We start from the raw sequence: 18,814 nt of genomic DNA, 5'->3' as shown, positions 1-18,814 counted from the left end.
CGACCAATTTCAAAAAATCTGACCTGATAACTATGGCATGTATATCCGTATTCTGCGGAGAAGGCAGGTACTTCCTCGGTATGTAACGTCTTTGCGCGCAGCCTGTCTCTCTACATAGGGAGGGGGAGTTTTAAATCCATCTTGCCATGATTTTACGCTGTCATTGGCTTTGGTCGGTGTGTCCTTGTCCGCCAATGATGCAGTACCGTGCCCCGAGATCAGCTATGATGGCTTCACAAAGTACGCGATCAATTTCGTAGGTACCCGTCAGCAGCATTTTCTCGATCACGATGCATTTTTTGAGATCGCATACAATGAAGATGTACTGCTGCTAGACGCTCGGTCCGCTTCGGCATTAAGGCAAGTCACATTGACGGAGCGGTCAATTTGCATGGGTATGGATACGCTAACGTCTGGGAGCTGGGCGGCATCATGACGATTGCTGGTGTTCGGTGGGTAACCAATGTGGCGGATAGCATCGAGGCGGACTGAATGTTCTAGAATCTCTAACAAATGAAAAGGGCGGCCCGTTGCGGAGCCGCCCTTTCTTTGCGCATTCTTGAAAGTGGCGCTTAAGCCGATTTCTTCACCTTCAGCTTGCGGCGGCCCATTACCGCTGCTGCTGCCAGACCGAACAAGATTGTCATTGGTGGAGCAGGCACCGGCGTGCCGCCGTTGGAGGTCATTCCCGATGTTGTTGTTGTCGTCGTATTGTTTCCTGACGACGATGTTGAAGTCGAAGTGCTGGATGACGAGCTGGTCGAGGTCGAAGAGCTGGTCGAGCTGGTAATATTGCCCGATGTGCTGGTCGATGTGGAAACATTGCCCGATGTCGACGACGAACTGGTCACATTGCCAGATGTCGAGCTGCTGCTCGAAACATTGCCCGAGCTGCTGCTAGAAACGTTGCCCGAAGTCGACGAACTCGCATTGTTGCCTGAACTGCTCGACACATTCCCCGAACTGGTTGAGACATTCCCCGACGATGTCGAGGTCGATGTAGTCGACGTCACACCACCAGTCGACGTTGAAACGCCACCAGTCGAAGTCGATACGCCGCCGGTTGAAGTGCTGACACCACCAGTGGTTGTGGTCGAAGTCAGGCCGCCTGTAGTCGTGGTCGAGGTGAGCCCCCCGGTCGAAGTCGAAGTGGAGCTGCCACCGCTGGTGTTGTCGATATCGATAATGATGTCACCGCCAGAAGTACCCGAAGAGGTTCCGCCAGAAGTTGTCGTGGTCGAGCTGACAACGACGCTACCGCCCGAGCTACCGCTGGAACTTCCACCGAAGCCGCCGAAGAAGCCTCCACCGAACCCTCCTCCAAGGCCGCCGCTGCCTCCAATTACGGTCACGCCTGCGCCATTGCCGCCGCCACCTCGGAATGTTGGCTGTGGTGGCGGGGCATAAGGTGCAGGAATGGCTGCCAGCGCCATTTGATAGGCTGGCGCGCAGCCTTGACCATTAACAACAGCGCCAGTTGCATGGCCGCCAGGGCCCATACCGACTGCGGGTTCGCATTCTACAACGCGTTTCACAATCCGGCGCTTGCGCGGTTCTGTGTGAACAACGCGGCGACGCGTGGTCGGACGGTCCTTGATATAGCGCGGTTCGGCTTTTACCGATTGGGGCCCCTTAACCGACTTGTAAGACGGGGAATCCGTGATCGGGGTTTCGGCGACATGCACCGCGCCACCTGCTAACAGCGCACCGCCTGCTGCAGTCGCAGACAATTTCGCTAGGGCCATTTTTACCGACATGGGCAAACTCTCTTAGTTACTCTTGGGAGGCCCAATTCGACGGCGGGTCCGCTTCGTGGCACTTCCCTGTCACACCAGAAGACGCCCAAACCCCTTAACCAGCAATCAAATTAACTATGAAAATCGTACCAACTGTAAAATTCTTGTCCAATAAACCGGGCATTTGGGCGACTTGTCCCACTATGAAACCGAAACCACCCTATTTCCTTCTAAGGTCTTAACCATTCGCGTCGAACAAGCCGCTTTGACCGGTATCGTAGCCCGAATCACTTGTGCGTTTTGGCGGGGTTATGTCGAGATGCTTCCAGCCCCCGTCGTTAAGGCAGCGTCCGCGTGCAGTGCGCGCGATCAGGCCCAGTTGAATCAGGAACGGTTCAACGACTTCCTCGATCGTATCACGCGGTTCGGCAAGGCCAGCCGCGAGCGTTTCAACGCCCACCGGACCGCCTTTGTAAATGCCCGCAATCATGTGGAGATAGCGGCGATCCATCGCGTCTAAACCCAAACGGTCAACCTCTAGACGGGTGAGCGCTTCATCAGCAATTTTGGCGGTAACGACCCCGTCGCCCGCGACATGGGCAAAGTCGCGCACGCGGCGCATCAAGCGGCCAGCGACACGCGGCGTTCCCCTTGCGCGGCGGGCTATCTCGCGTGCGCCGCCGGATTCAATAGCCATATCGAGCAGCTTGGCCCCGCGTGTTACCACGCGCTCCAATTCTTCCTCGGTGTAGAAATTCAGCCGGACGGGAATGCCGAACCGGTCGCGCAGCGGCGTGGTCAACAATCCCTGTCGTGTGGTTGCGCCGACCAGCGTGAAGGGCGGCAAATCGATCCGCACGCTGCGCGCCGATGGCCCCTCTCCGATGATGATGTCGAGCGCGCGGTCTTCCATTGCGGGGTAAAGCACCTCCTCGACCACCGGGCTCAGCCGGTGAATCTCGTCAATGAACAGGACATCGCCTTCTTCGAGATTGGTCAGCAGAGCCGCCAGATCACCCGCCTTGGCAATAACCGGCCCCGAAGTGGCGCGGAAACCCACTCCCAGTTCCTTGGCAACAATCTGTGCAAGCGTGGTCTTGCCAAGGCCGGGCGGGCCAAAGAACAACACATGATCCATCGCCTCCCCGCGAGACTTGGCCGCCTCGACAAACACGCGAAGATTTTCCCGTGCCGCCTCCTGCCCGATAAATTCGGTCAGCGACTTGGGGCGCAAAGCCGCATCATGGTCCTCCGGTTGCCGCTCCGGCGTAAGGTCGGGGTTTTCGGTCATGGTACCCTATGGCCGTCATGCTGAACTTGTTTGAGCATCCATTTCGAACCAAAACCATGTCCAGCTTTGCCAGTCGCTATAATTTCGTCCGTCTCGTCCGCTTCTAATTGTTCGGCGGAATAGCCAAGGCCCTTGAGTGAGAAAAGCAACTCAAACGATGGCGCCGACAGTGGAAAATCAGCCTGATCGAAAGCGAAAACCGCGGCTGGCACGATTTGGCACTGGGGTTGGAATTGGGACCGCTCGAACAAAGCCCGCGAAACTATGGATCCTGAGGAAAGATCAGGATTATGAGGACGAAATAAGGCGCGATCCTCGATCAAAACGGGTTCACCGTATAACCGCGCTGTTGCAACAGTGCATGGGCGGTCATGGCGGAGAGCGCTGTTTCCACGCCTGGAACCAAATCTGCCTGCGTCATGCCATTGGCGGTTCCGCTTTGACCGCAAAGGATGAAACGCACACCGTGATCGAGCATTTCGCGGATCATCGCGGAAGACGGATTTGCGCCTTTATTGCCTTTCGCTGACCAAGCCTCATCGCTCATCAAGTCGAGCGATGCCTTGCCGTGAACCACTACCGCGATGCGGATATTCTCAGGATCGACACCCGCCGCGACATGCATATTGATGAACCGAGCCGCGCTTTCGAAACTGCGATTGGCTTTGCCTTCTTCGGCCAGCTTCGCGACGTCGAACGCAATCGAAAATTCGGTATCGGCAGGCACCTGGCCCATTCCCTCAACCGGAGCATGCGGCCCGAAGCCTTCAAACACTGGCCCGGTTTTAAAAGCGGACATATCTTGTGCAGAAGCAGGTAAGGCAAACATCAAAGCTGCCAGAATTGCCAAATATTTCATCATTCTCTCCATCAACCTGCTGCCCTTTTCAAAGCCACACGGATCAGCTCGTTCTCTTTCGCGTCTTCGCCCAATTCGCTTTGCGCCAGCGCCACGGCGCGCGCCGCAACCGCTGGTTTAAAGCCAAGGTTCTCGAGCGCCGAGACGGCATCGGCACTGGCCCCTCTTGCGGGAGAGATCGCCATTCCGCCCACGCCCGGCGATGCGGGAAGCGCCCCGGCCTTATCCTTCAATTCATTGACAATGCGCCCGGCCAGTTTCGGCCCGACGCCATTGGCCCGCGCAACCATTGCCGCATCACCATTGGCGCATGCAGACTGAACCTCTGCCGTCGACAGCGCCGACAGGATTGCAAGGCCAACTTTGCTGCCTACGCCTTGCACCTGCGTGAGTAAGCGAAACCAATCGCGCTCGGCAGCCTCGGCAAATCCAAGCAGCCGCATATCATTCTCGCTCACCTGCAAATCGGTGTAGATCGTGCAACCCTCGCCCACCTCGCCAAGTGCCGCCAGTGTTTTGGTAGAGCAATGGACGAGATAGCCCACGCCTTGCACATCAAGCACGGCCCAGTCTGTGCCGGTTTCATCGAGCAGTCCCCGAAGTTTCGCAATCATAAGGCGCGCTTTGTAATCATGGTTTGTTCCTGCGCGGAAAGCTGCGCTTGGTCCAGCCCAAACGATGTCAATCTGGACACTTGCCCACGCTTAAGACAAGGAATGCGGTATGAGCTGGAACACTTTTGGCCGCGTGCTGCGGTTTACGACATGGGGCGAAAGCCACGGACCCGCGCTGGGCGCGGTGCTGGACGGGTGCCCGCCGGGCCTCGCCCTTTCAGAGGATCATATCCAGCCGTTCATGGATGCGCGCAAACCGGGCCAGTCAAAATACACCACCCAACGCAAGGAACCCGATACGGTGCGGGTTCTGTCCGGTGTTTTCGAGGGCAAGACGACCGGCACGCCGATTTCGCTGATGATCGAAAATGTCGATCAGCGCAGCAAGGATTATTCCGAAGTCGCCAAAGCCTATCGCCCTGGCCACGCAGACTATGCCTATGACGCGAAATACGGCTTCCGCGACTATCGCGGCGGCGGACGGTCGAGCGCGCGTGAAACCGCCGCGCGAGTAGCAGCTGGAGCAGTTGCGCGAGTGATCATGCCGGAAGTGACAATAACCGCTTATGTCAGCCAGATCGGTGATGACACAATCGATCCGGCGAACATCGATTTTGCGGAGATCAGCAACAATCCGTTCTTCTGCCCCGATCCGGTGGCGGCGAAACGCTGGGAGAAACTGGTCGATGATGCGCGAAAGGCAGGCTCCTCGCTCGGCGCAGTTGTAGAATGTGTTGCCACCGGCGTTCCAGCCGGGTGGGGCGCTCCGGTCTATGCAAAACTTGATGCCGACCTCGCAGGCGGAATGATGAGCATCAATGCGGTCAAGGGTGTGGAAATCGGAGACGGCTTTGGCGCGGCGAGGCTGTCGGGCGAGCAGAATGCCGACCCGATGCGCTCAGGCGCAAATGGACCCGAATTCGAGGCCAATCATGCCGGGGGTATTGCCGGCGGAATCTCGACCGGACAACCGGTAGTTTGCCGCGTAGCGTTCAAGCCGACCAGCTCAATTCTAACGCCAGTTGATACCATAAGTTCTTCGGGTGAGAACACTCAGATCCAGACTAAGGGTCGGCACGATCCCTGCGTTGGCATTCGTGGAACGCCTGTTGTCGAAGCGATGATGGCGCTGATCCTCGCTGACCACAAAATGCTGCACCGCGCCCAATGTGGATGAAGCTTGGCTAATTAGCGGATGCGCCGCAGCACAATATACAAGGCACCCTCCCCGCCGTGGCGGCGATGCGCCTTTCTCACCGCAGCGATGGAATCTGCATGGTCGCCAGCTGCCAGCCAATCGAGCAGCTTTGCCCGGATAACCCCGCGTTTAGTAGCTCTGTCAGCTGCATCGACCGGGCGCGGCCTGCCGGTAATAACCAGCACCAGCCTCGCCTCCATTGCCCGCGCCTGCATCATTCCGCTTTCGAGCCGTTCATGCGCGGCATCCAAATAATGATCGTGCAAATCAAGTGTATAATCGGGCGCGATATCGCCCGATTTGAGCTTCCGGTCCCATTTAGCGTCGAGCGTTTGTCCGCCGATGCGCCGCGCCATTCGCGGCACTGGCTGCCGAGCTGCTGGACTTTGAATTGGCGGGCGCTGCTTTGGCGGAAAAGCAACTGGCTTGGCTCTCTTTTGTATGGGAGCAGGTTCTTTTGCGCTCGGCTCCGCAGAAACCGCCGGAATCACCCGCCCATCAAGCGGTTCAACCGAGGAGGCAAGCTTTGCCCATGCGGCCTCTTCTTCGGCAGACAGGCCGCGAGGGAGTTTCACTGCACCGCCCTTATTTGCCGTTGAGGCGCTTGACTGTACCCTTGGGTAACAAGATCAGTGCTTGTCCTCGGCCGCTCATCCCGCCAGCAATTTCGCGAGCATCCTCGCCAGCGCCCCAGAACGTATCAAACCTATTGGCGCCCTTAATCGCGCCGCCCGTGTCCTGCGCAATCCACAAACCGTCCGCAACGTCGCGGTCAAGGTCCAGCCAAACCGGCGCGCCATAGGGCACAAACCGCGGATCTACCGCTACCGAACTTTCGCGCCGAACTGGAATGCCGAGCGAGCCCAAAGGTCCATCGCCGGTCAATTCGGTGAAGAATATCCAGCTTTCATTGAGCCGCATCAACGCTTTACCCTCGGCTGGATTTTCGCGAATATACGACATGATGCCCTGCATCGATCCGGGGTATTTACCCGGTCCATCGCCTAGCAACCCGCGTTCGCGCATCACCCCGCCTATGCCGGTATAGCTATGCCCGTTCTGACCCGCATAGCCGATCCGCATGACCGACCCGTCATCCAGCTTAAGCCGGCCAGAACCTTGTATTTGGAGAAAGAACATTTCGACCGGATCGGCGGCGTAAGCGAATGCAATGCCGCGATCTTCCAATGCGCCATCTTCGATTTCCGCGCGGGTATAATAGGGTACAGCATTACCGCTTTCATCAATTCGGCCAAGCGGCGCACGACCTGTCTTTTCCGCTTCAGCGGTTCCTGCAGGCCATTCACGGACCAAATCATTCGGGATGGCATAAACCGGCACTTCGCATCCAGGGCTGCGCATCCGGCATCCGCGAATTTCCGGCTCGAAATAACCCGTCGCGAAAGCTTCGCCGGTTCCGATTCGGGCAGTTTCAAAATACGTTTTGAAGAATGCGGGAGCGTCGCTTCGATATGCTGGTGCAGCCGTGCACGCCTCACGCCAATCTTCTGGGCGCGTCAAACCGGTCCGATCCTCACGTCGCAGCAGAGATGGGCAGCTTTCGATGAAGGCACTCAGCGCAGCATCTGCATCGGGCTGAGCCATGCCAAGACCGGCAACTGATGGACCCGAGGCAACCCCTGCGAGCCGCGCGCTGGTAATAGTCGCAGGATCAATCTGGATAGGCGGCGGGGCGCTTTCGGGAATAAGACTGCCGCATGCAGAAAGCAGAAGTAGCCCGCTTAAAGCAACCAAGACCTGGTTCATACGCATCGCTAAACCAGCCCTCTATCCCCGATCAACCCTCGTCAGTCTCGTCGAGCAGCCAGTTTTGATCGGAAGAGTTGATGTCACGCATGAATGTCCAAACATCGCGGCTTTCAATCGCATCATCGAGTGAACCCGCGATCATCGTACCGTCCTTATCATAGGTAACCGCCGCGATATCAGCGACGAAACGCACCGCAAGACGTGCCGTCTTGCCGTCGAGTGATGCGCGGTCAATAACCGATTCTTCAATCCGAATCAGGCGGTTGTCGAGTTTTTCGCCTGCTTTCTCACGCATCGTAATGGCTGCGTCGAAGCTCTCATACACATCCGAATCGCACAATTCGCGCAGAGTTTCACGGTCGCCCTTCCAGAACGCTTCGAGGATAATAGCGTAGGCAGCTTTCGCACCTTCGATGAAGCTGGTGATATCAAAGCTACGATCAGCCGCTGCGATTTCCCGAACCCCGCGCTCAACTGCCGGAACTATGCTAGGGCTTTCTTGAAATTGCTGGGAATTTTGAGGAATGACTTCGTCGCGCTGTGCCTGTTCCGCCTTGCGGGGTTGCGCTGGTGTTTCGCGGTGGGTCGGGATTGATTCCTCTTCGTGCTCGGCGCGTTGCCCCAGCACCGAATAGAGGCGCAGTCCAAGAAAGGCTGCGACCATGGCAAGGATTACGATTTCAACAATATGACCTGACACTATAAGTACCTGTTTTGCGGCGGCGCAGACAGATGCGCCTAAGCCTGTTTACCATTCGTGCCCTAAATAGGGTGTGAATACAAATGAACAACGCCCCAAACCACATTTCGGGCACGTCCCAGGGTCAAGAAATTTGCCAGCTTTGAGAGTAGTTGAAGTTGCGAGCACCGCATGACGGTGCTACTCGCGCCGCCGATCCGGACTTTTGCAGGTTCGGGAATGATATCCACAAAATACAAGCGAAAGACACAAACATCATGGCCGACGAAGGCGACATTCTCACCGATCTGAACATGGATCCAGCACCCAATGGCGCTGATACGAGCCCCGTCGCGGGTATCATTTCACAATATGTGAAAGATCTTTCGGTCGAAAACCCAAACGCTCCGGCCAGCTTCCAGTATACTGATCAACCGCAGATCGACCTGCAGTTCAACATCGCGGCCAAGCCAGTGAATGATGAAGTTCACGAAGTCGAATTGAAGATCAACGTCAGCGCCAAAGCAGAGCAAGGCAGTGTCTATCTAGTGGAGCTTGCATATTGCGGCCTAGTAGGGATGCGCAACATGCCAGAAGAGCAAATGCATGCCTTCATGTATGCCGAAGGCCCTCGCTTGCTGTTCCCCTTTGCCCGGCGCGTTATTGCCGATGCGACACGCGATGCCGGTTTCCAGCCGTTGATGCTCGATCCGGTAGATTTCAACGGCCTGTATATGCAGCAATTGCAGCAGAAAGCTGAACAGGAAGCGGCAGCTGGCGGCACTCCCGCTGGTGAAGCATAAGCTGGATGACACCTGCGGGCGCTGAACAATGAGCCTGCTGAAGAACGTCGGAACAATCGGCGGTCTGACCATGGTCAGCCGCCTGTTCGGCTTTGTGCGCGATATGCTGCTCGCCCGCGTGTTGGGTGCTGGCGGTGTGGCTGACGCGTGGCAATTGGCTTTCCAGCTACCGAACATTTTCCGCCGCCTGTTTGCGGAAGGCGCGTTTGCTAGTGCATTCGTTCCGCTGTTCAACCGTCATATGAAAGATGGCGATGACCAGACCGAGGCGAGGCGCTTTGCCAGCGAGATTCTGGCGATTTTGTTGCCGATTCTGGTGTTTTTCGGCGCGATCATGATGATTGCCATGCCCTGGATCCTCTACGCTTTTGCAAGCGAAGATCTTCAGGCTGACCAACAGAATTACGAGCTCGCGGTAATGATGGGCCGCATTGCATTTCCCTATTTGCTGTTCATGAGCCTAGCCACGCTAACTGCCGCAGTACTTAATTCGCTGTCCCGCTTTGCCGCAGCGGCAGCGGCACCAATTCTGCTCAACATTTGCCTGATTTCCGCGCTGACATGGGGCGCGATGCAAGCCGATAGCGAGGTTACCCGCCAATCGACCGGTCTGCTTCTGGCCATCGCAGTTACGACTTCAGGCTTGCTGCAATTGCTGTGGCTTACATACTGGATGCGCCGCAGCGGCTTTCGCATTCCGTTCAAGCGGCCACGAATTACCCCCGATGTAAAGCAATTAGGCGTGTTGATTGTGCCTGCCGTGTTCGGCGCGGGCGTCTATCAAATTAGCCGTTTCATCGACCTGTTCTTCCTCAGCAGCCTACCCGAAGGATCGATCACGTTTTTGGCGATGGCTGACCGCTGGAACCAGCTCCCGCTTGGCATTATCGGTATCGCACTGGGCACTGCAATCCTTCCCGCCCTGTCGCGCTTTATTGCCAGTGAGGACGCGGATGGAGCATTCCGTTTGCAAAGCAATGCGGTCGAACTGGCGATGTTGCTAACCATTCCCTCTGCTGTCGCTTTATTCGTAACCGGCAGCGCATTTACCCAAGTGTTTTTCGTCGGCGGAGCCTTCACCGTCGAAGACGCACTGATAACCGGAACTGTGGTTTCGGGACTGGTCATCGGCCTGCCCGCCTATGTGCTGGTAAAGGTGCTGACACCCAATTTCTTCGCTCGCAAGGATACGCGCACGCCGGTTTATACTGCGGCTGTGTCCTTGATCGTAACCATCAGCCTCAATCTCTTTCTGATCTTCTCGCTCGGGCTAGGCGTCTTGTCGCTTGCGATAGCTGGTTCGATCGGAGCGTGGTGCAATGTCGCGCTGCTTTACGCGATATTAGCCCGCAAAGGGTATTTCAAACTCACTGGAAGCGTGGTCAGCCGCATGTTCCGAATAATGATTGCCGCACTAATGATGGGTGCGGTGCTTTATTATCTAATGCCCTGCGCTGACCCTTACTTTACCGGCAGTGCGCTGGAGCGTGCAGCCAGTATTCTGAGCATCGTTCTGGCAGGCGCGCTGACCTTTGCAATCGCCGCCTTTGCCCTACGCGTGCTTGACCGCGAGACGATTGGCAGGCTTATGCGCCGTCAGGCGTAATTACAGGACAGATCATGAGAGTCGTTTCAGGCATTCAGCCGACAGGTAACCTTCATCTGGGCAATTATCTTGGCGCTATCCGCAATTGGGTGCGAATGCAGGATGAAATGCAAGATGGCAGCGAATGCCTATTCTTCCTCGCCGATTTGCATGCCATCTCTATGCCACATAATCCAGCTGAGTTGCGGGCAGGCACGCTGGAAATGGTTGCCGCGCTGGTCGCATGCGGAATTGATCCCAATAAGTCCGTCTTGTTCAACCAGGCACAGGTCCCCGCCCATGCTGAATTACAATGGTTGCTCAATGGCACGGCGCGGATGGGCTGGCTCAACCGGATGACCCAGTTCAAAGACAAATCGGGCAAGAACCGCGAAGGCGCGAGCATCGCTCTGTTTACCTATCCAGTCCTGCAGGCGGCTGATGTGCTGCTGTATCAGGCAACTCACGTGCCGGTTGGTGACGACCAAAAACAACATTTGGAGCTGGCACGCGATATTGCGCAAAAATTCAATAATGATTTCTGCGCCGATGATGCGCCTGTTTTCACCTTGCCGGAACCATATATCCCACCGCAAGCTGCCCGGATCATGAGCCTGCGAGATGGCTCCGCCAAAATGAGCAAATCTGATCCTTCCGACATGAGCCGCATCGATCTGGTAGATGATGCTGACACGATTATGAAGAAGGTCAAGAAGGCCAAATCGGACGCAGAACCGCTTCCATCGGATGCAGAGGGACTTGAAGGCCGCGCAGAGGCGCTCAATCTGGTGACGATCTACACCGCTGTTACCGGTGAAAGCGTGGATAGTGTCCTCGCTCAATTTGGCGGCGAGGGTTTCGGCAAGTTCAAACCCGCTTTGGGCGAGGTCTTGGTAGAAACCCTAGCGCCGATCTCTGCAAGATTCCGCGAATTAAAGGGCGACCGCGAATCGCTTGATGCGATCCTGGCTCGCGGCGCGTTGAAGGCACGTGATCTTGGCCGAAACACATTGGATCAAACTTATAGCGCGCTAGGCCTCGTTCGCGGCTGATTACACTGATTTACTTGAGGCTTCTGGCCAATCCTGTTCAAATCTAGTTCAGGGCTTTGCTTTACAATCAGCAAAGACAATGACAGATTTATCAGCATCTTATGGGATGGAGCGTCGGGTTAAGGCTTGAGCTTACTAGAATTCCCTACGTTTTTGGGTCCCGGTTTAAAGAGTAATTTGATTGCGAAAGGATTGGTCATGACGATCAAGGCATCAATATTCCGCCGCACGATGAAATTAGCATCTGTGCCCCTACTCCTCGCCAGCCTTGGTGCTTGTACGCAGGGCTTCAACGCCGATGTATCGCGTTTCCAAAGCCAGTTGCCTGCGCCGCAAGGCCAGACTTTTGCTGTAATCGCTGACGACCCTGCGCTGGCCGGTGGCCTCGAATTTTCAATGTATGCCGACCTGGTTGAGGCGCAAATGCAGCGGCTCGGCTACACCGAAGGCAATCCCGAAAACGCCAATTTGCTCGTGCGATTTGATTATGGGGTCGACAAAGGCCGTGAGCGCGTTCGTTCGACAGGCTTCTCTGACCCGTTTTACGGACGTTGGGGCGCATTTCGCCCTTATTATGGCTCCCGCTATCGCGGCCGCTTCGGCAGGCGCGGTTTTCATGGAAACGCATGGGGCTTCGGATTTAACGATCCTTGGTTCGGCGGACCTGAAGTGAACAGCTATACGGTTTATACCAGCGGTATCGACATGAAAATCGACAATACGGCCAATGGAACCCGGTTATTCGAAGGTAAGGCGCAAGCTGTCTCGACTTCCAACCGCTTGCAATATTTGGTGCCCAATCTGGTCGAGGCGATGTTCACCGACTTCCCCGGGAATTCGGGCGAGACCTTGCGAATTTCGATCAAACCGGAAGAAACTAAGGTTCGCCGGGTCGATTAATTTTTCTCGGGTCGGCGGACGCCCACAAGTAATTAGCTTTATTCTCCGCGCTTCTGCTGCCTGTGCCATCTGATCGCCGCTATTCCGACACCAATCGCCACCGAGCCGATTAGGAATGCACCCGGGAAGCTGAGTTCCACAGCGCCTGCACTGCCACGCATCGAAGCTTCCAGCACATCGAGCAAATAATTGCCCAGATGAATCGCGCCGGTCAACAGCACAGCTGCTGCAAGCATATTCTTGCCATCAAGCGGAGCCCATCCGCTTCGCAGGCCAATAAATCGCAGCACCCTTTGCGCCAGCCAAACCAGCACCAGGATCCACACAGCCAGCGCCACAATTGCGATCAACAGTCCGCCAAACCCCAAGCCGGAGATGGTTTCAATCATCTGCCGGTCGAGCCGAAACCACCCGCACCGCGATCGGTTTCATCAAGTTCGCCTACTTCGTGCCAAGCGGCTTGTGTTACGGGGCCAAGTACCAGCTGTGCGACCCGTTCGCCGCGTTTGATCGCGAATGCCTCGGTCCCGTGATTAATCATCAGGATCTTCAACTCGCCTCGATAATCGGAATCGATGGTGCCCGGAGTGTTCGGCACGGTAACACCAAATTTGTAAGCAAGCCCGGACCGGGGCCGGACCTGTATTTCATAACCAGCAGGAATTGCCATGGCGAGGCCTGTTGCAACCGCGTGACGCATACCTGGTTCAAGCGAGACATCTTCTGCCGACAGCACGTCCATACCCGCTGCGCCCGCGGTGGCATATGTTGGTAAATCGAGGCCTTCGCCATGGGGCAGGCGCTTTACCTGCACCCCAACCGTATTAGTCATTGTCGTCGCGCTCCGCCGATGTTTCAAGTTCTTCCGCGACCCGCGCAATCAATTCGCGCGCCACATCATCTTTTGGCATGTTTTGGAGGCTTTCAACACCGCGCTTAGTAACGATTTGCACACGATTATTTTCGCCGCCCATGACGTCACCCGAAACGTCATTCGCAACGATCCAATCGACACCTTTGCGCTTCAACTTGGTCTTCGCATTCTCAACCACATCCTGCGTTTCGGCGGCAAAGCCGATCAGCAAGCTTGGGCGATTCCCTCCCGCTGCAGTGGTGGCAAGGATATCAGGGTTTTCGGTCAGCATCAGCGCAGGCGGGGCAGAGCCGCGTTTTTTAATCTTCTCCCCCGATACATCCTTGCTCCGCCAATCAGATACAGCCGCAACCATGATTGCGACGTCAGCTGGCAAATTGCCTTTGACAGCTGCAGCCATTTCGCGGGCCGATTCTACATCTATCCGGTCGACCCCATGCGGTGTTTCGAGGAACACAGGCCCGGCCACCAGAGTCACCCTCGCACCGGCTGCTGCTGCTGCTGCTGCGATCGCAAAGCCTTGCTTACCTGACGACCTGTTGGCGATGTATCGCACCGGATCAATCGGCTCCCGAGTTGGCCCCGCTGTAATCAGAACATGCCTGCCGAAAAGAGGCCGGTGCTCGGGCTCCTGCTCGAAATCGGGCTGCCCATCGAGCGGATTGGTATGGCCATCTTGGCTGCCATTCTCATCGCCAATTCCGACTGAAACTGGCTGCTCATCGCCATCAATTGGCTCAGGCTCGGCACCGCCTTTTCCGGCCATGTGATTGGTCGCCTCCGGATCAGTCGGAGGGGCCGCAGCAGCACTACCCTTGCCCGCGAGCAAGGAACCGCCAGCTTCGGGATCGAAAGGTATTTCTTCCTCGGGCTCAGGCTCTTCTGAGGATTGTTCTTCCGACCATTGTGCTTCTAGCTCGTCTTGCGTGCGCTTGGCCGCAGAACGCGGAATAAGTGAGGACAGCAGGCTACCAAGACCGCCGCCGCGGGCTACCGGCTCGGGTTCTGCGACCTCAAGAAATTCACCAATTTCTGCCGGGTCGACATCGCCGGGATCAAGATCCAGCAAATCGGCAATTTCGAGCCAGATCGCCTCCGGTTCGGGCAAGCGCCCGGGGCCGAACTCTCCGCATGCCATCGGGCCTATGTCGGGATCGACCACATGAACGCCCGCCTGCCTCAACCAATTGGCATTGCGCTGCGTTGCCTCATGCTGCCACATCCGCACATTCATTGCGGGGACTGCCATCACCGGTTTATCGGTCGCGAGAATCAAGGTTGTTGCCAAATCATCGGCGATGCCTGCGGCCATTTTGGCCATCAGATCGGCGGTTGCCGGACACACGACGACCAGATCAGCCTCGCGGCTCAATTGGATATGGCCCATCTCCGCTTCGTTCTTAAGATCCCACAGCGTGGTGTAGACGGGGTTTTCGCTGAGAGCAGCAAGCGCCATCGGGGTCACAAATTGCTGACCGCCATTCGTGACGACGCAAGTGACATCAGCGCCACCCTTGCGGATCAGGCGCACGAGCTCACAACTTTTATAAGCCGCGATGCCGCCGCCAATAACCAGCAGCACTTTGGCAGAATTGTCCGCGCTCATGAAAAATCCCTCATCATCGTACTGACTTCAATATCATGGCACCAGACTAGCGGCGCAGCCCCCCTCCTGCCAGCCCTGCATTTCAGTGGTTAATTTTTATCTAGCCGATCATCCTTATCGGCCTATAAACCATCACTTAAGATTGACACGGGGGACCTGCATCATGCGTTTGGCATTAACAGCACTGATTTTCGTTGGCGGATTGTTTTATATTGCGATGGGAATGCGATTTCTGATCGACCCTTCGGGCGCTGGTGCGGGGTTTGGACTGTCGGCGATTGATAGCAGCGGACTTGCTGCGATCCGTGCAGACATCTCGGCATTCTTCATTGTCTCGGCGATTTGCATGCTAATCGGCGCGTGGAAGCGCAATGGTGACCTGCTGCTCGTTCCCGCCGGATTGTTTGGCATTGCCCTGCTCGGCCGTATCATCAGCGTTTTTGCCGACGGGACGGTCGAGGGTTTCTTACCGCCAATGATTATTGAAGCGGTAACCGTGACCGTAATGCTGGTGGCATCGCGAGTACTTCCGCACCGTGACCATCCCACTGATATCTAGCCGATCCAGCCTACCTGCAGCGCGCCGAAAGTGGCCGCTACACCGGCCAAGATAGCCACAGCATAGCCCGGCCATTTCCGGGTTTTATGCGCTGGCTTGTCCCACATCAACGGCACATGCGGCAGAGGTGCCTGCTCTGGCGCACCGCCTTTGGTTGGGAATTGGTCTTCGATCCTGCGAATTAACCCCGGCAGGCGCATCAGCGTCTCGGTATCTTCCTTGATCCGGTCGGCAATCGCAGCTTCAGGCCCCAACTCGTCACGTATCCACGCCCGGACATAGGGCGCCGAAGTATCCCACATGTTGATTTCAGGGTTAAGCTGGGTCGCGATACCTTCAACCATGACCATTGTCTTTTGCAGCAGCAACAAATGCGGCTGCGTTTGCATGTCGAAATCACGGGTGATTGCGAACAACCCGTCGAGCATTTGACCAACGCTCAATTCACTGACGGGTTTGCCCCGCATAGGCTCGCCCACGGCACGCAGCGCGGTCGCAAACTCGTCAACATCGTGATAGCTCGGCACGTACTGCGCCTCGAAGTGAATTTCCGCTACGCGTTTGTAATTGCCAGTGGTCAGTCCATAGAGAATTTCTGCCAGCCATGCCCGCGCTTGGCGGTTAATACGGCCCATAATCCCGAAATCAATCGCAACGATTGTGCCATCCGCACGCACGAACAAATTGCCCTGATGCATATCTGCATGAAAGAAGCCACCGCTGATCGCTTGAGTTAGGAACGCCAGAACCAATCTGTTAGCCAGCTCGGGCAAATCATGCCCTGCCGCGACCAATTCATCGCGCTTGCTTATCTTCACGCCATCGACCCATTCGACTGTCATTACCCGGCCATTTGTCCGGTCCCAGTCGATTGAAGGAATCTCATATCCATCAATGGCACGCATCGTCTCTGCTAGCTCGCTGGCGGATGCAGCTTCACGGCGCAGATCCAACTCGCGATTGGTCCAGCGCTCAAAATTGGCGATGGTCATGCGCGGGCGCAATCGTTCGGCTTCGCCGCCCATCGCTTCGAGATGCGCCGCCGCCCAGTGGTATGTCTGAAGGTCGCGTTCAAATTTCTCGCGGATGCCAGGGCGGAGCACTTTAATCGCAACGTCTTTGCCGTCGGTTGTGACCGCACGGTGGACTTGCGCAATCGAGGCAGCGCCAACGGGCACTGGGTCGATGTGGCTAAACAGAGTATCAATCGGCTGGCCGAAGCTGCTTTCGATGCTCGCGGAAATTTCTGCAAAATCAACTGGCGGTAGATTATCTTGAAGCGACAGCAGATTGTTAGCCGCTTCCTCCCCGACAATATCTGGGCGCGTCGCGAGCGATTGGCCCAATTTGATAGCCGCAGGACCGATGGCGCGAAATGCAGTCGCATAATCAGGAGTTTTGGGTTGGAAAGTTCCAAGCCTCGCAATCCGCACTAGTCGCCGAACTGGCGTCGGCGTGTTGGGATCGACTTCAATACCGCGCAATGCGCCGTGCTTGGCCAGTGTCCGGCCCCATTTCAAGAGCCGCCAGATATGCGTTGCGGGACGTGTCACGCTGCTAAATCTTCCAACCGGAATGGATCGCAACTGCGCCGCCGAAGATCGCCTCGACCTTGGTCTTTGCAAAACCAGCGTCGCGGATCATCTGTTCGAACTGCGGCATGGGCGGGAAACGGCGAATCGATTCGGCGAGGTACCGATAGCTTTCTTCATCCTGAGCGATCAGCTTGCCCATTTGTGGCATCAATTTGTGCGAATAGGCATCATATACTTCTTTGAAGCCCGGCCATTCGGTAGTCGAGAACTCGAGACAGTAAAATCGCCCACCAAATTTCAGAACGCGGTGCGCTTCTTTCAAAGCCCGATCAATATGGGTTACATTACGGATTCCGAATGCGATTGTGTAGGCATCGAAGGTGCGCGAGGAAAAACTTAGCTGTTCAGCATTCTGACGGGACCATACGAGGCCGTCGATCCCGCGTTCCATCGCGCGTTCGATACCCACATCAAGCATTTCCTGATTGATGTCTGATACTGTCACACTGGCGCCATATTCGGACATACGGAAGGCAATATCGCCGGTACCGCCCGCCATATCCAAAATCGTTTCGTCACTTTGCGGCTTAACGCGGCGCACAAACCGGTCTTTCCAAACGCGGTGCATACCCCCCGACATGACGTCGTTCATCAAATCATATTTGGCTGCAACTTTGGAAAAGACTTCGCCCACCAGCTCGGTCTTCTGGTTCACGTCGACGTCTTCGTAGCCGAAAGATACTGTATCGCTCATGGGCGGTTCCTTAGGAGCAATTGCGAGCGTGGCAAAGGGTGTTAAGAGCCTGACCATGCCTGAATTACCAGAAGTAGAAACAACGGTCCGCGGCCTCGCAAAGTTCCTTGATGGTCAGCGGATCACAAGCGTAACGCTGAACCGGCCCAATATGCGCAAGCCTTTTCCGCCAGAATTGGTGCAAATGGTGACGGGAGCAACTGTCACGGGCCTGGGTAGGCGCGCCAAATATGGCCTCATCCATACAGACCGCGAATCGACGCTGATTTTCCATCTGGGAATGAGCGGACGCTGGCGAATCGATCCGGAAGAGCCCGATAAGCACGATCACCTGGTGCTCGAAACGGAAGGTCATCAATTCGCTCTGTGCGACCCGCGGCGGTTTGGCTGGGTCGATCTGGTCGCGACGGATACATTGAATGAATGGCCATCAATCGCTTCATTGGGGCCGGAGCCGCTCGGTCCTGATTTAACCGTGGAGCATCTCCGCCAAGCCTTCGCAGGCCGCTCGCAAGCAATAAAGCTGTTGTTGCTTGATCAGCGAATCATCGCCGGACTCGGCAACATCTATGTGTGCGAAGCTCTGCACCGCGCCCGTATTCACCCACTTAAACCTGGAGGCAATGTTTCTCGGCAAGCTTTGACGAGATTGATTCCGGAAATCGTTGCGGTTCTCCTTCAATCAATCGAGGATGGCGGATCCTCCTTACGTGACTACGCTCGCCCCGATGGCCAGCTCGGCTATTTCGCCACTCGCTTCGCAGTATATGGACGCGAAGGAGATCACTGTGACCGTGAGGATGGCGGAGTAATCACAAGAATCGAGCAAGGCGGGCGCAGCACCTGGTTCTGCCCAAAATGCCAGAAGAAGTAAGTTCGTTATGCAGCGACAAATTGTTGACGATTCGCGAGAGGCTCGGTAAGGGGCGCGCTTTCCGGTAGGCAACTGCCGTTTCCGAACGAACCAATTTAAGAATTCCGGCCGTGTAATGGCGGCCC

General features: G+C 56.2%; 19 protein-coding genes. 8 read left to right on the top strand and 11 right to left on the bottom strand.

Translation table 11 applies throughout. The features are described 5' to 3' along the window. The first annotated feature begins 597 nt into the window (after positions 1-597). Positions 598-1,407 (top strand): hypothetical protein, encoded by an 810-nt coding sequence (locus GRI36_RS04200; protein ID WP_160597326.1) that lies wholly within the window; start codon positions 598-600, stop codon positions 1,405-1,407. A 567-nt stretch (positions 1,408-1,974) separates the two neighbouring features. Here the strand turns inward: GRI36_RS04200 and ruvB are convergent. The 3 genes from ruvB to ruvA all read right to left on the bottom strand — a co-directional run bounded on the left by ruvB (position 1,975) and on the right by ruvA (position 4,500). Then, positions 1,975-3,027 carry a Holliday junction branch migration DNA helicase RuvB gene (ruvB, locus tag GRI36_RS04195; protein WP_160597325.1) on the bottom strand — a complete coding sequence of 351 codons (1,053 nt, stop codon included), beginning with the start codon at positions 3,025-3,027 and terminating at the stop codon, positions 1,975-1,977. Positions 3,028-3,346: 319 nt separating this feature from the next. After that, positions 3,347-3,889: a DsrE family protein gene (locus GRI36_RS04190; protein ID WP_235902160.1), complete on the bottom strand. Its 543-nt coding sequence runs from the start codon at positions 3,887-3,889 to the stop codon at positions 3,347-3,349. An 8-nt stretch (positions 3,890-3,897) separates the two neighbouring features. Beyond that, positions 3,898-4,500, bottom strand: a complete 603-nt coding sequence (gene ruvA, locus GRI36_RS04185) for a Holliday junction branch migration protein RuvA (RefSeq protein WP_160597323.1) — start codon at positions 4,498-4,500, stop codon at positions 3,898-3,900. A 109-nt stretch (positions 4,501-4,609) separates the two neighbouring features. On the opposite strand from ruvA, the gene aroC reads away from it, so the two are divergent. After that, on the top strand, positions 4,610-5,677 hold the full coding sequence (gene aroC / locus GRI36_RS04180; RefSeq protein WP_160597322.1) for a chorismate synthase: 1,068 nt from the start codon (positions 4,610-4,612) through the stop codon (positions 5,675-5,677). A gap of 11 nt (positions 5,678-5,688) precedes the next feature. On the opposite strand, the gene GRI36_RS04175 is transcribed toward aroC, so the two are convergent. The 3 genes from GRI36_RS04175 to GRI36_RS04165 are packed head-to-tail and all read right to left on the bottom strand — an operon-like array spanning position 5,689 to position 8,132. Further along, positions 5,689-6,273, bottom strand: a complete 585-nt coding sequence (locus GRI36_RS04175) for a Smr/MutS family protein (protein WP_160597321.1) — start codon at positions 6,271-6,273, stop codon at positions 5,689-5,691. A 10-nt stretch (positions 6,274-6,283) separates the two neighbouring features. Then, the gene (mltA, locus tag GRI36_RS04170) at positions 6,284-7,471 is read right to left on the bottom strand and encodes a murein transglycosylase A (RefSeq protein WP_407985659.1); all 1,188 of its coding nucleotides are present in this window, start codon (positions 7,469-7,471) and stop codon (positions 6,284-6,286) included. A 25-nt stretch (positions 7,472-7,496) separates the two neighbouring features. Continuing rightward, entirely contained in the window at positions 7,497-8,132 is a 636-nt protein-coding gene (locus GRI36_RS04165) for a Tim44/TimA family putative adaptor protein (protein WP_202392207.1), read from the bottom strand. A 293-nt stretch (positions 8,133-8,425) separates the two neighbouring features. Here GRI36_RS04165 and secB point away from each other — a divergent pair, with 293 nt between their 5' ends. From secB to GRI36_RS04145, 4 genes are all read left to right on the top strand, one after another. Further along, positions 8,426-8,950 (top strand): protein-export chaperone SecB, encoded by a 525-nt coding sequence (gene secB / locus GRI36_RS04160; protein WP_160597319.1) that lies wholly within the window; start codon positions 8,426-8,428, stop codon positions 8,948-8,950. Positions 8,951-8,978: 28 nt separating this feature from the next. Then, entirely contained in the window at positions 8,979-10,556 is a 1,578-nt protein-coding gene (murJ, locus tag GRI36_RS04155; RefSeq protein WP_160597318.1) for a murein biosynthesis integral membrane protein MurJ, read from the top strand. A 14-nt stretch (positions 10,557-10,570) separates the two neighbouring features. Continuing rightward, positions 10,571-11,587: a tryptophan--tRNA ligase gene (gene trpS, locus GRI36_RS04150; RefSeq protein WP_160597317.1), complete on the top strand. Its 1,017-nt coding sequence runs from the start codon at positions 10,571-10,573 to the stop codon at positions 11,585-11,587. 198 nt (positions 11,588-11,785) lie between these two features. Then, positions 11,786-12,487: a DUF4136 domain-containing protein gene (locus GRI36_RS04145; protein WP_235902159.1), complete on the top strand. Its 702-nt coding sequence runs from the start codon at positions 11,786-11,788 to the stop codon at positions 12,485-12,487. Between the two features lie 38 nt (positions 12,488-12,525). Here GRI36_RS04145 and GRI36_RS04140 read toward each other — a convergent pair whose 3' ends face one another. From GRI36_RS04140 to GRI36_RS04130, 3 genes are read right to left on the bottom strand one after another with little or no spacing between them, the layout of a single operon-like run. Beyond that, a complete protein-coding gene (locus GRI36_RS04140) occupies positions 12,526-12,876 on the bottom strand; it encodes a hypothetical protein (protein WP_160597316.1) in 351 nt (116 codons plus the stop codon). Then, positions 12,873-13,319, bottom strand: a complete 447-nt coding sequence (gene dut / locus GRI36_RS04135; protein ID WP_160597315.1) for a dUTP diphosphatase — start codon at positions 13,317-13,319, stop codon at positions 12,873-12,875. Before dut ends, GRI36_RS04140 begins: the two co-directional genes overlap by 4 nt. Then, positions 13,312-14,967: a bifunctional phosphopantothenoylcysteine decarboxylase/phosphopantothenate synthase gene (locus tag GRI36_RS04130; protein ID WP_160597314.1), complete on the bottom strand. Its 1,656-nt coding sequence runs from the start codon at positions 14,965-14,967 to the stop codon at positions 13,312-13,314. The genes dut and GRI36_RS04130 overlap by 8 nt, the downstream gene beginning before the upstream one ends. Before the next feature lie 163 nt (positions 14,968-15,130). Between GRI36_RS04130 and GRI36_RS04125 the strand changes: the two genes are divergently transcribed. After that, complete coding sequence (locus GRI36_RS04125; protein WP_160597313.1) at positions 15,131-15,526, top strand: hypothetical protein; 396 nt, start codon at positions 15,131-15,133, stop codon at positions 15,524-15,526. Here GRI36_RS04125 and ubiB read toward each other — a convergent pair. Together ubiB and GRI36_RS04115 are read right to left on the bottom strand one after the other, a co-directional pair. Further along, complete coding sequence (ubiB, locus tag GRI36_RS04120; RefSeq protein ID WP_160597312.1) at positions 15,523-17,079, bottom strand: 2-polyprenylphenol 6-hydroxylase; 1,557 nt, start codon at positions 17,077-17,079, stop codon at positions 15,523-15,525. The genes GRI36_RS04125 and ubiB overlap by 4 nt on opposite strands. 4 nt (positions 17,080-17,083) lie before the next feature. After that, positions 17,084-17,815, bottom strand: a complete 732-nt coding sequence (locus GRI36_RS04115) for a class I SAM-dependent methyltransferase (protein WP_160597311.1) — start codon at positions 17,813-17,815, stop codon at positions 17,084-17,086. A 55-nt stretch (positions 17,816-17,870) separates the two neighbouring features. On the opposite strand from GRI36_RS04115, the gene mutM reads away from it, so the two are divergent. Beyond that, on the top strand, positions 17,871-18,689 hold the full coding sequence (gene mutM, locus GRI36_RS04110) for a bifunctional DNA-formamidopyrimidine glycosylase/DNA-(apurinic or apyrimidinic site) lyase (RefSeq protein WP_160597310.1): 819 nt from the start codon (positions 17,871-17,873) through the stop codon (positions 18,687-18,689). Positions 18,690-18,814 lie beyond the last annotated feature (125 nt).

The sequence above is a fragment of the Pontixanthobacter gangjinensis genome, from assembly GCF_009827545.1.
GTDB lineage: Bacteria > Pseudomonadota > Alphaproteobacteria > Sphingomonadales > Sphingomonadaceae > Pontixanthobacter > Pontixanthobacter gangjinensis.
Note: the sequence above shows the minus strand (reverse complement) of the source record. Positions and strands in the feature narration are given on the sequence as shown.

Bases quoted from the DNA above. Each gene is read 5' to 3' on its own strand.
- ruvB (WP_160597325.1), bottom strand. From the start codon at position 3,027: ATGACCGAAAACCCCGACCTTACGCCGGAGCGGCAACCGGAGGACCAT.
- GRI36_RS04190 (WP_235902160.1), bottom strand. From the start codon at position 3,889: ATGATGAAATATTTGGCAATTCTGGCAGCTTTGATGTTTGCCTTACCT.
- ruvA (WP_160597323.1), bottom strand. From the start codon at position 4,500: ATGATTGCGAAACTTCGGGGACTGCTCGATGAAACCGGCACAGACTGG.
- aroC (WP_160597322.1), top strand. From the start codon at position 4,610: ATGAGCTGGAACACTTTTGGCCGCGTGCTGCGGTTTACGACATGGGGC.
- mltA (WP_407985659.1), bottom strand. From the start codon at position 7,471: ATGCGTATGAACCAGGTCTTGGTTGCTTTAAGCGGGCTACTTCTGCTT.
- GRI36_RS04165 (WP_202392207.1), bottom strand. From the start codon at position 8,132: ATGGTCGCAGCCTTTCTTGGACTGCGCCTCTATTCGGTGCTGGGGCAA.
- secB (WP_160597319.1), top strand. From the start codon at position 8,426: ATGGCCGACGAAGGCGACATTCTCACCGATCTGAACATGGATCCAGCA.
- murJ (WP_160597318.1), top strand. From the start codon at position 8,979: ATGAGCCTGCTGAAGAACGTCGGAACAATCGGCGGTCTGACCATGGTC.
- trpS (WP_160597317.1), top strand. From the start codon at position 10,571: ATGAGAGTCGTTTCAGGCATTCAGCCGACAGGTAACCTTCATCTGGGC.
- GRI36_RS04145 (WP_235902159.1), top strand. From the start codon at position 11,786: ATGACGATCAAGGCATCAATATTCCGCCGCACGATGAAATTAGCATCT.
- GRI36_RS04140 (WP_160597316.1), bottom strand. From the start codon at position 12,876: ATGATTGAAACCATCTCCGGCTTGGGGTTTGGCGGACTGTTGATCGCA.
- dut (WP_160597315.1), bottom strand. From the start codon at position 13,319: ATGACTAATACGGTTGGGGTGCAGGTAAAGCGCCTGCCCCATGGCGAA.
- GRI36_RS04130 (WP_160597314.1), bottom strand. From the start codon at position 14,967: ATGAGCGCGGACAATTCTGCCAAAGTGCTGCTGGTTATTGGCGGCGGC.
- GRI36_RS04125 (WP_160597313.1), top strand. From the start codon at position 15,131: ATGCGTTTGGCATTAACAGCACTGATTTTCGTTGGCGGATTGTTTTAT.
- GRI36_RS04115 (WP_160597311.1), bottom strand. From the start codon at position 17,815: ATGAGCGATACAGTATCTTTCGGCTACGAAGACGTCGACGTGAACCAG.
- mutM (WP_160597310.1), top strand. From the start codon at position 17,871: ATGCCTGAATTACCAGAAGTAGAAACAACGGTCCGCGGCCTCGCAAAG.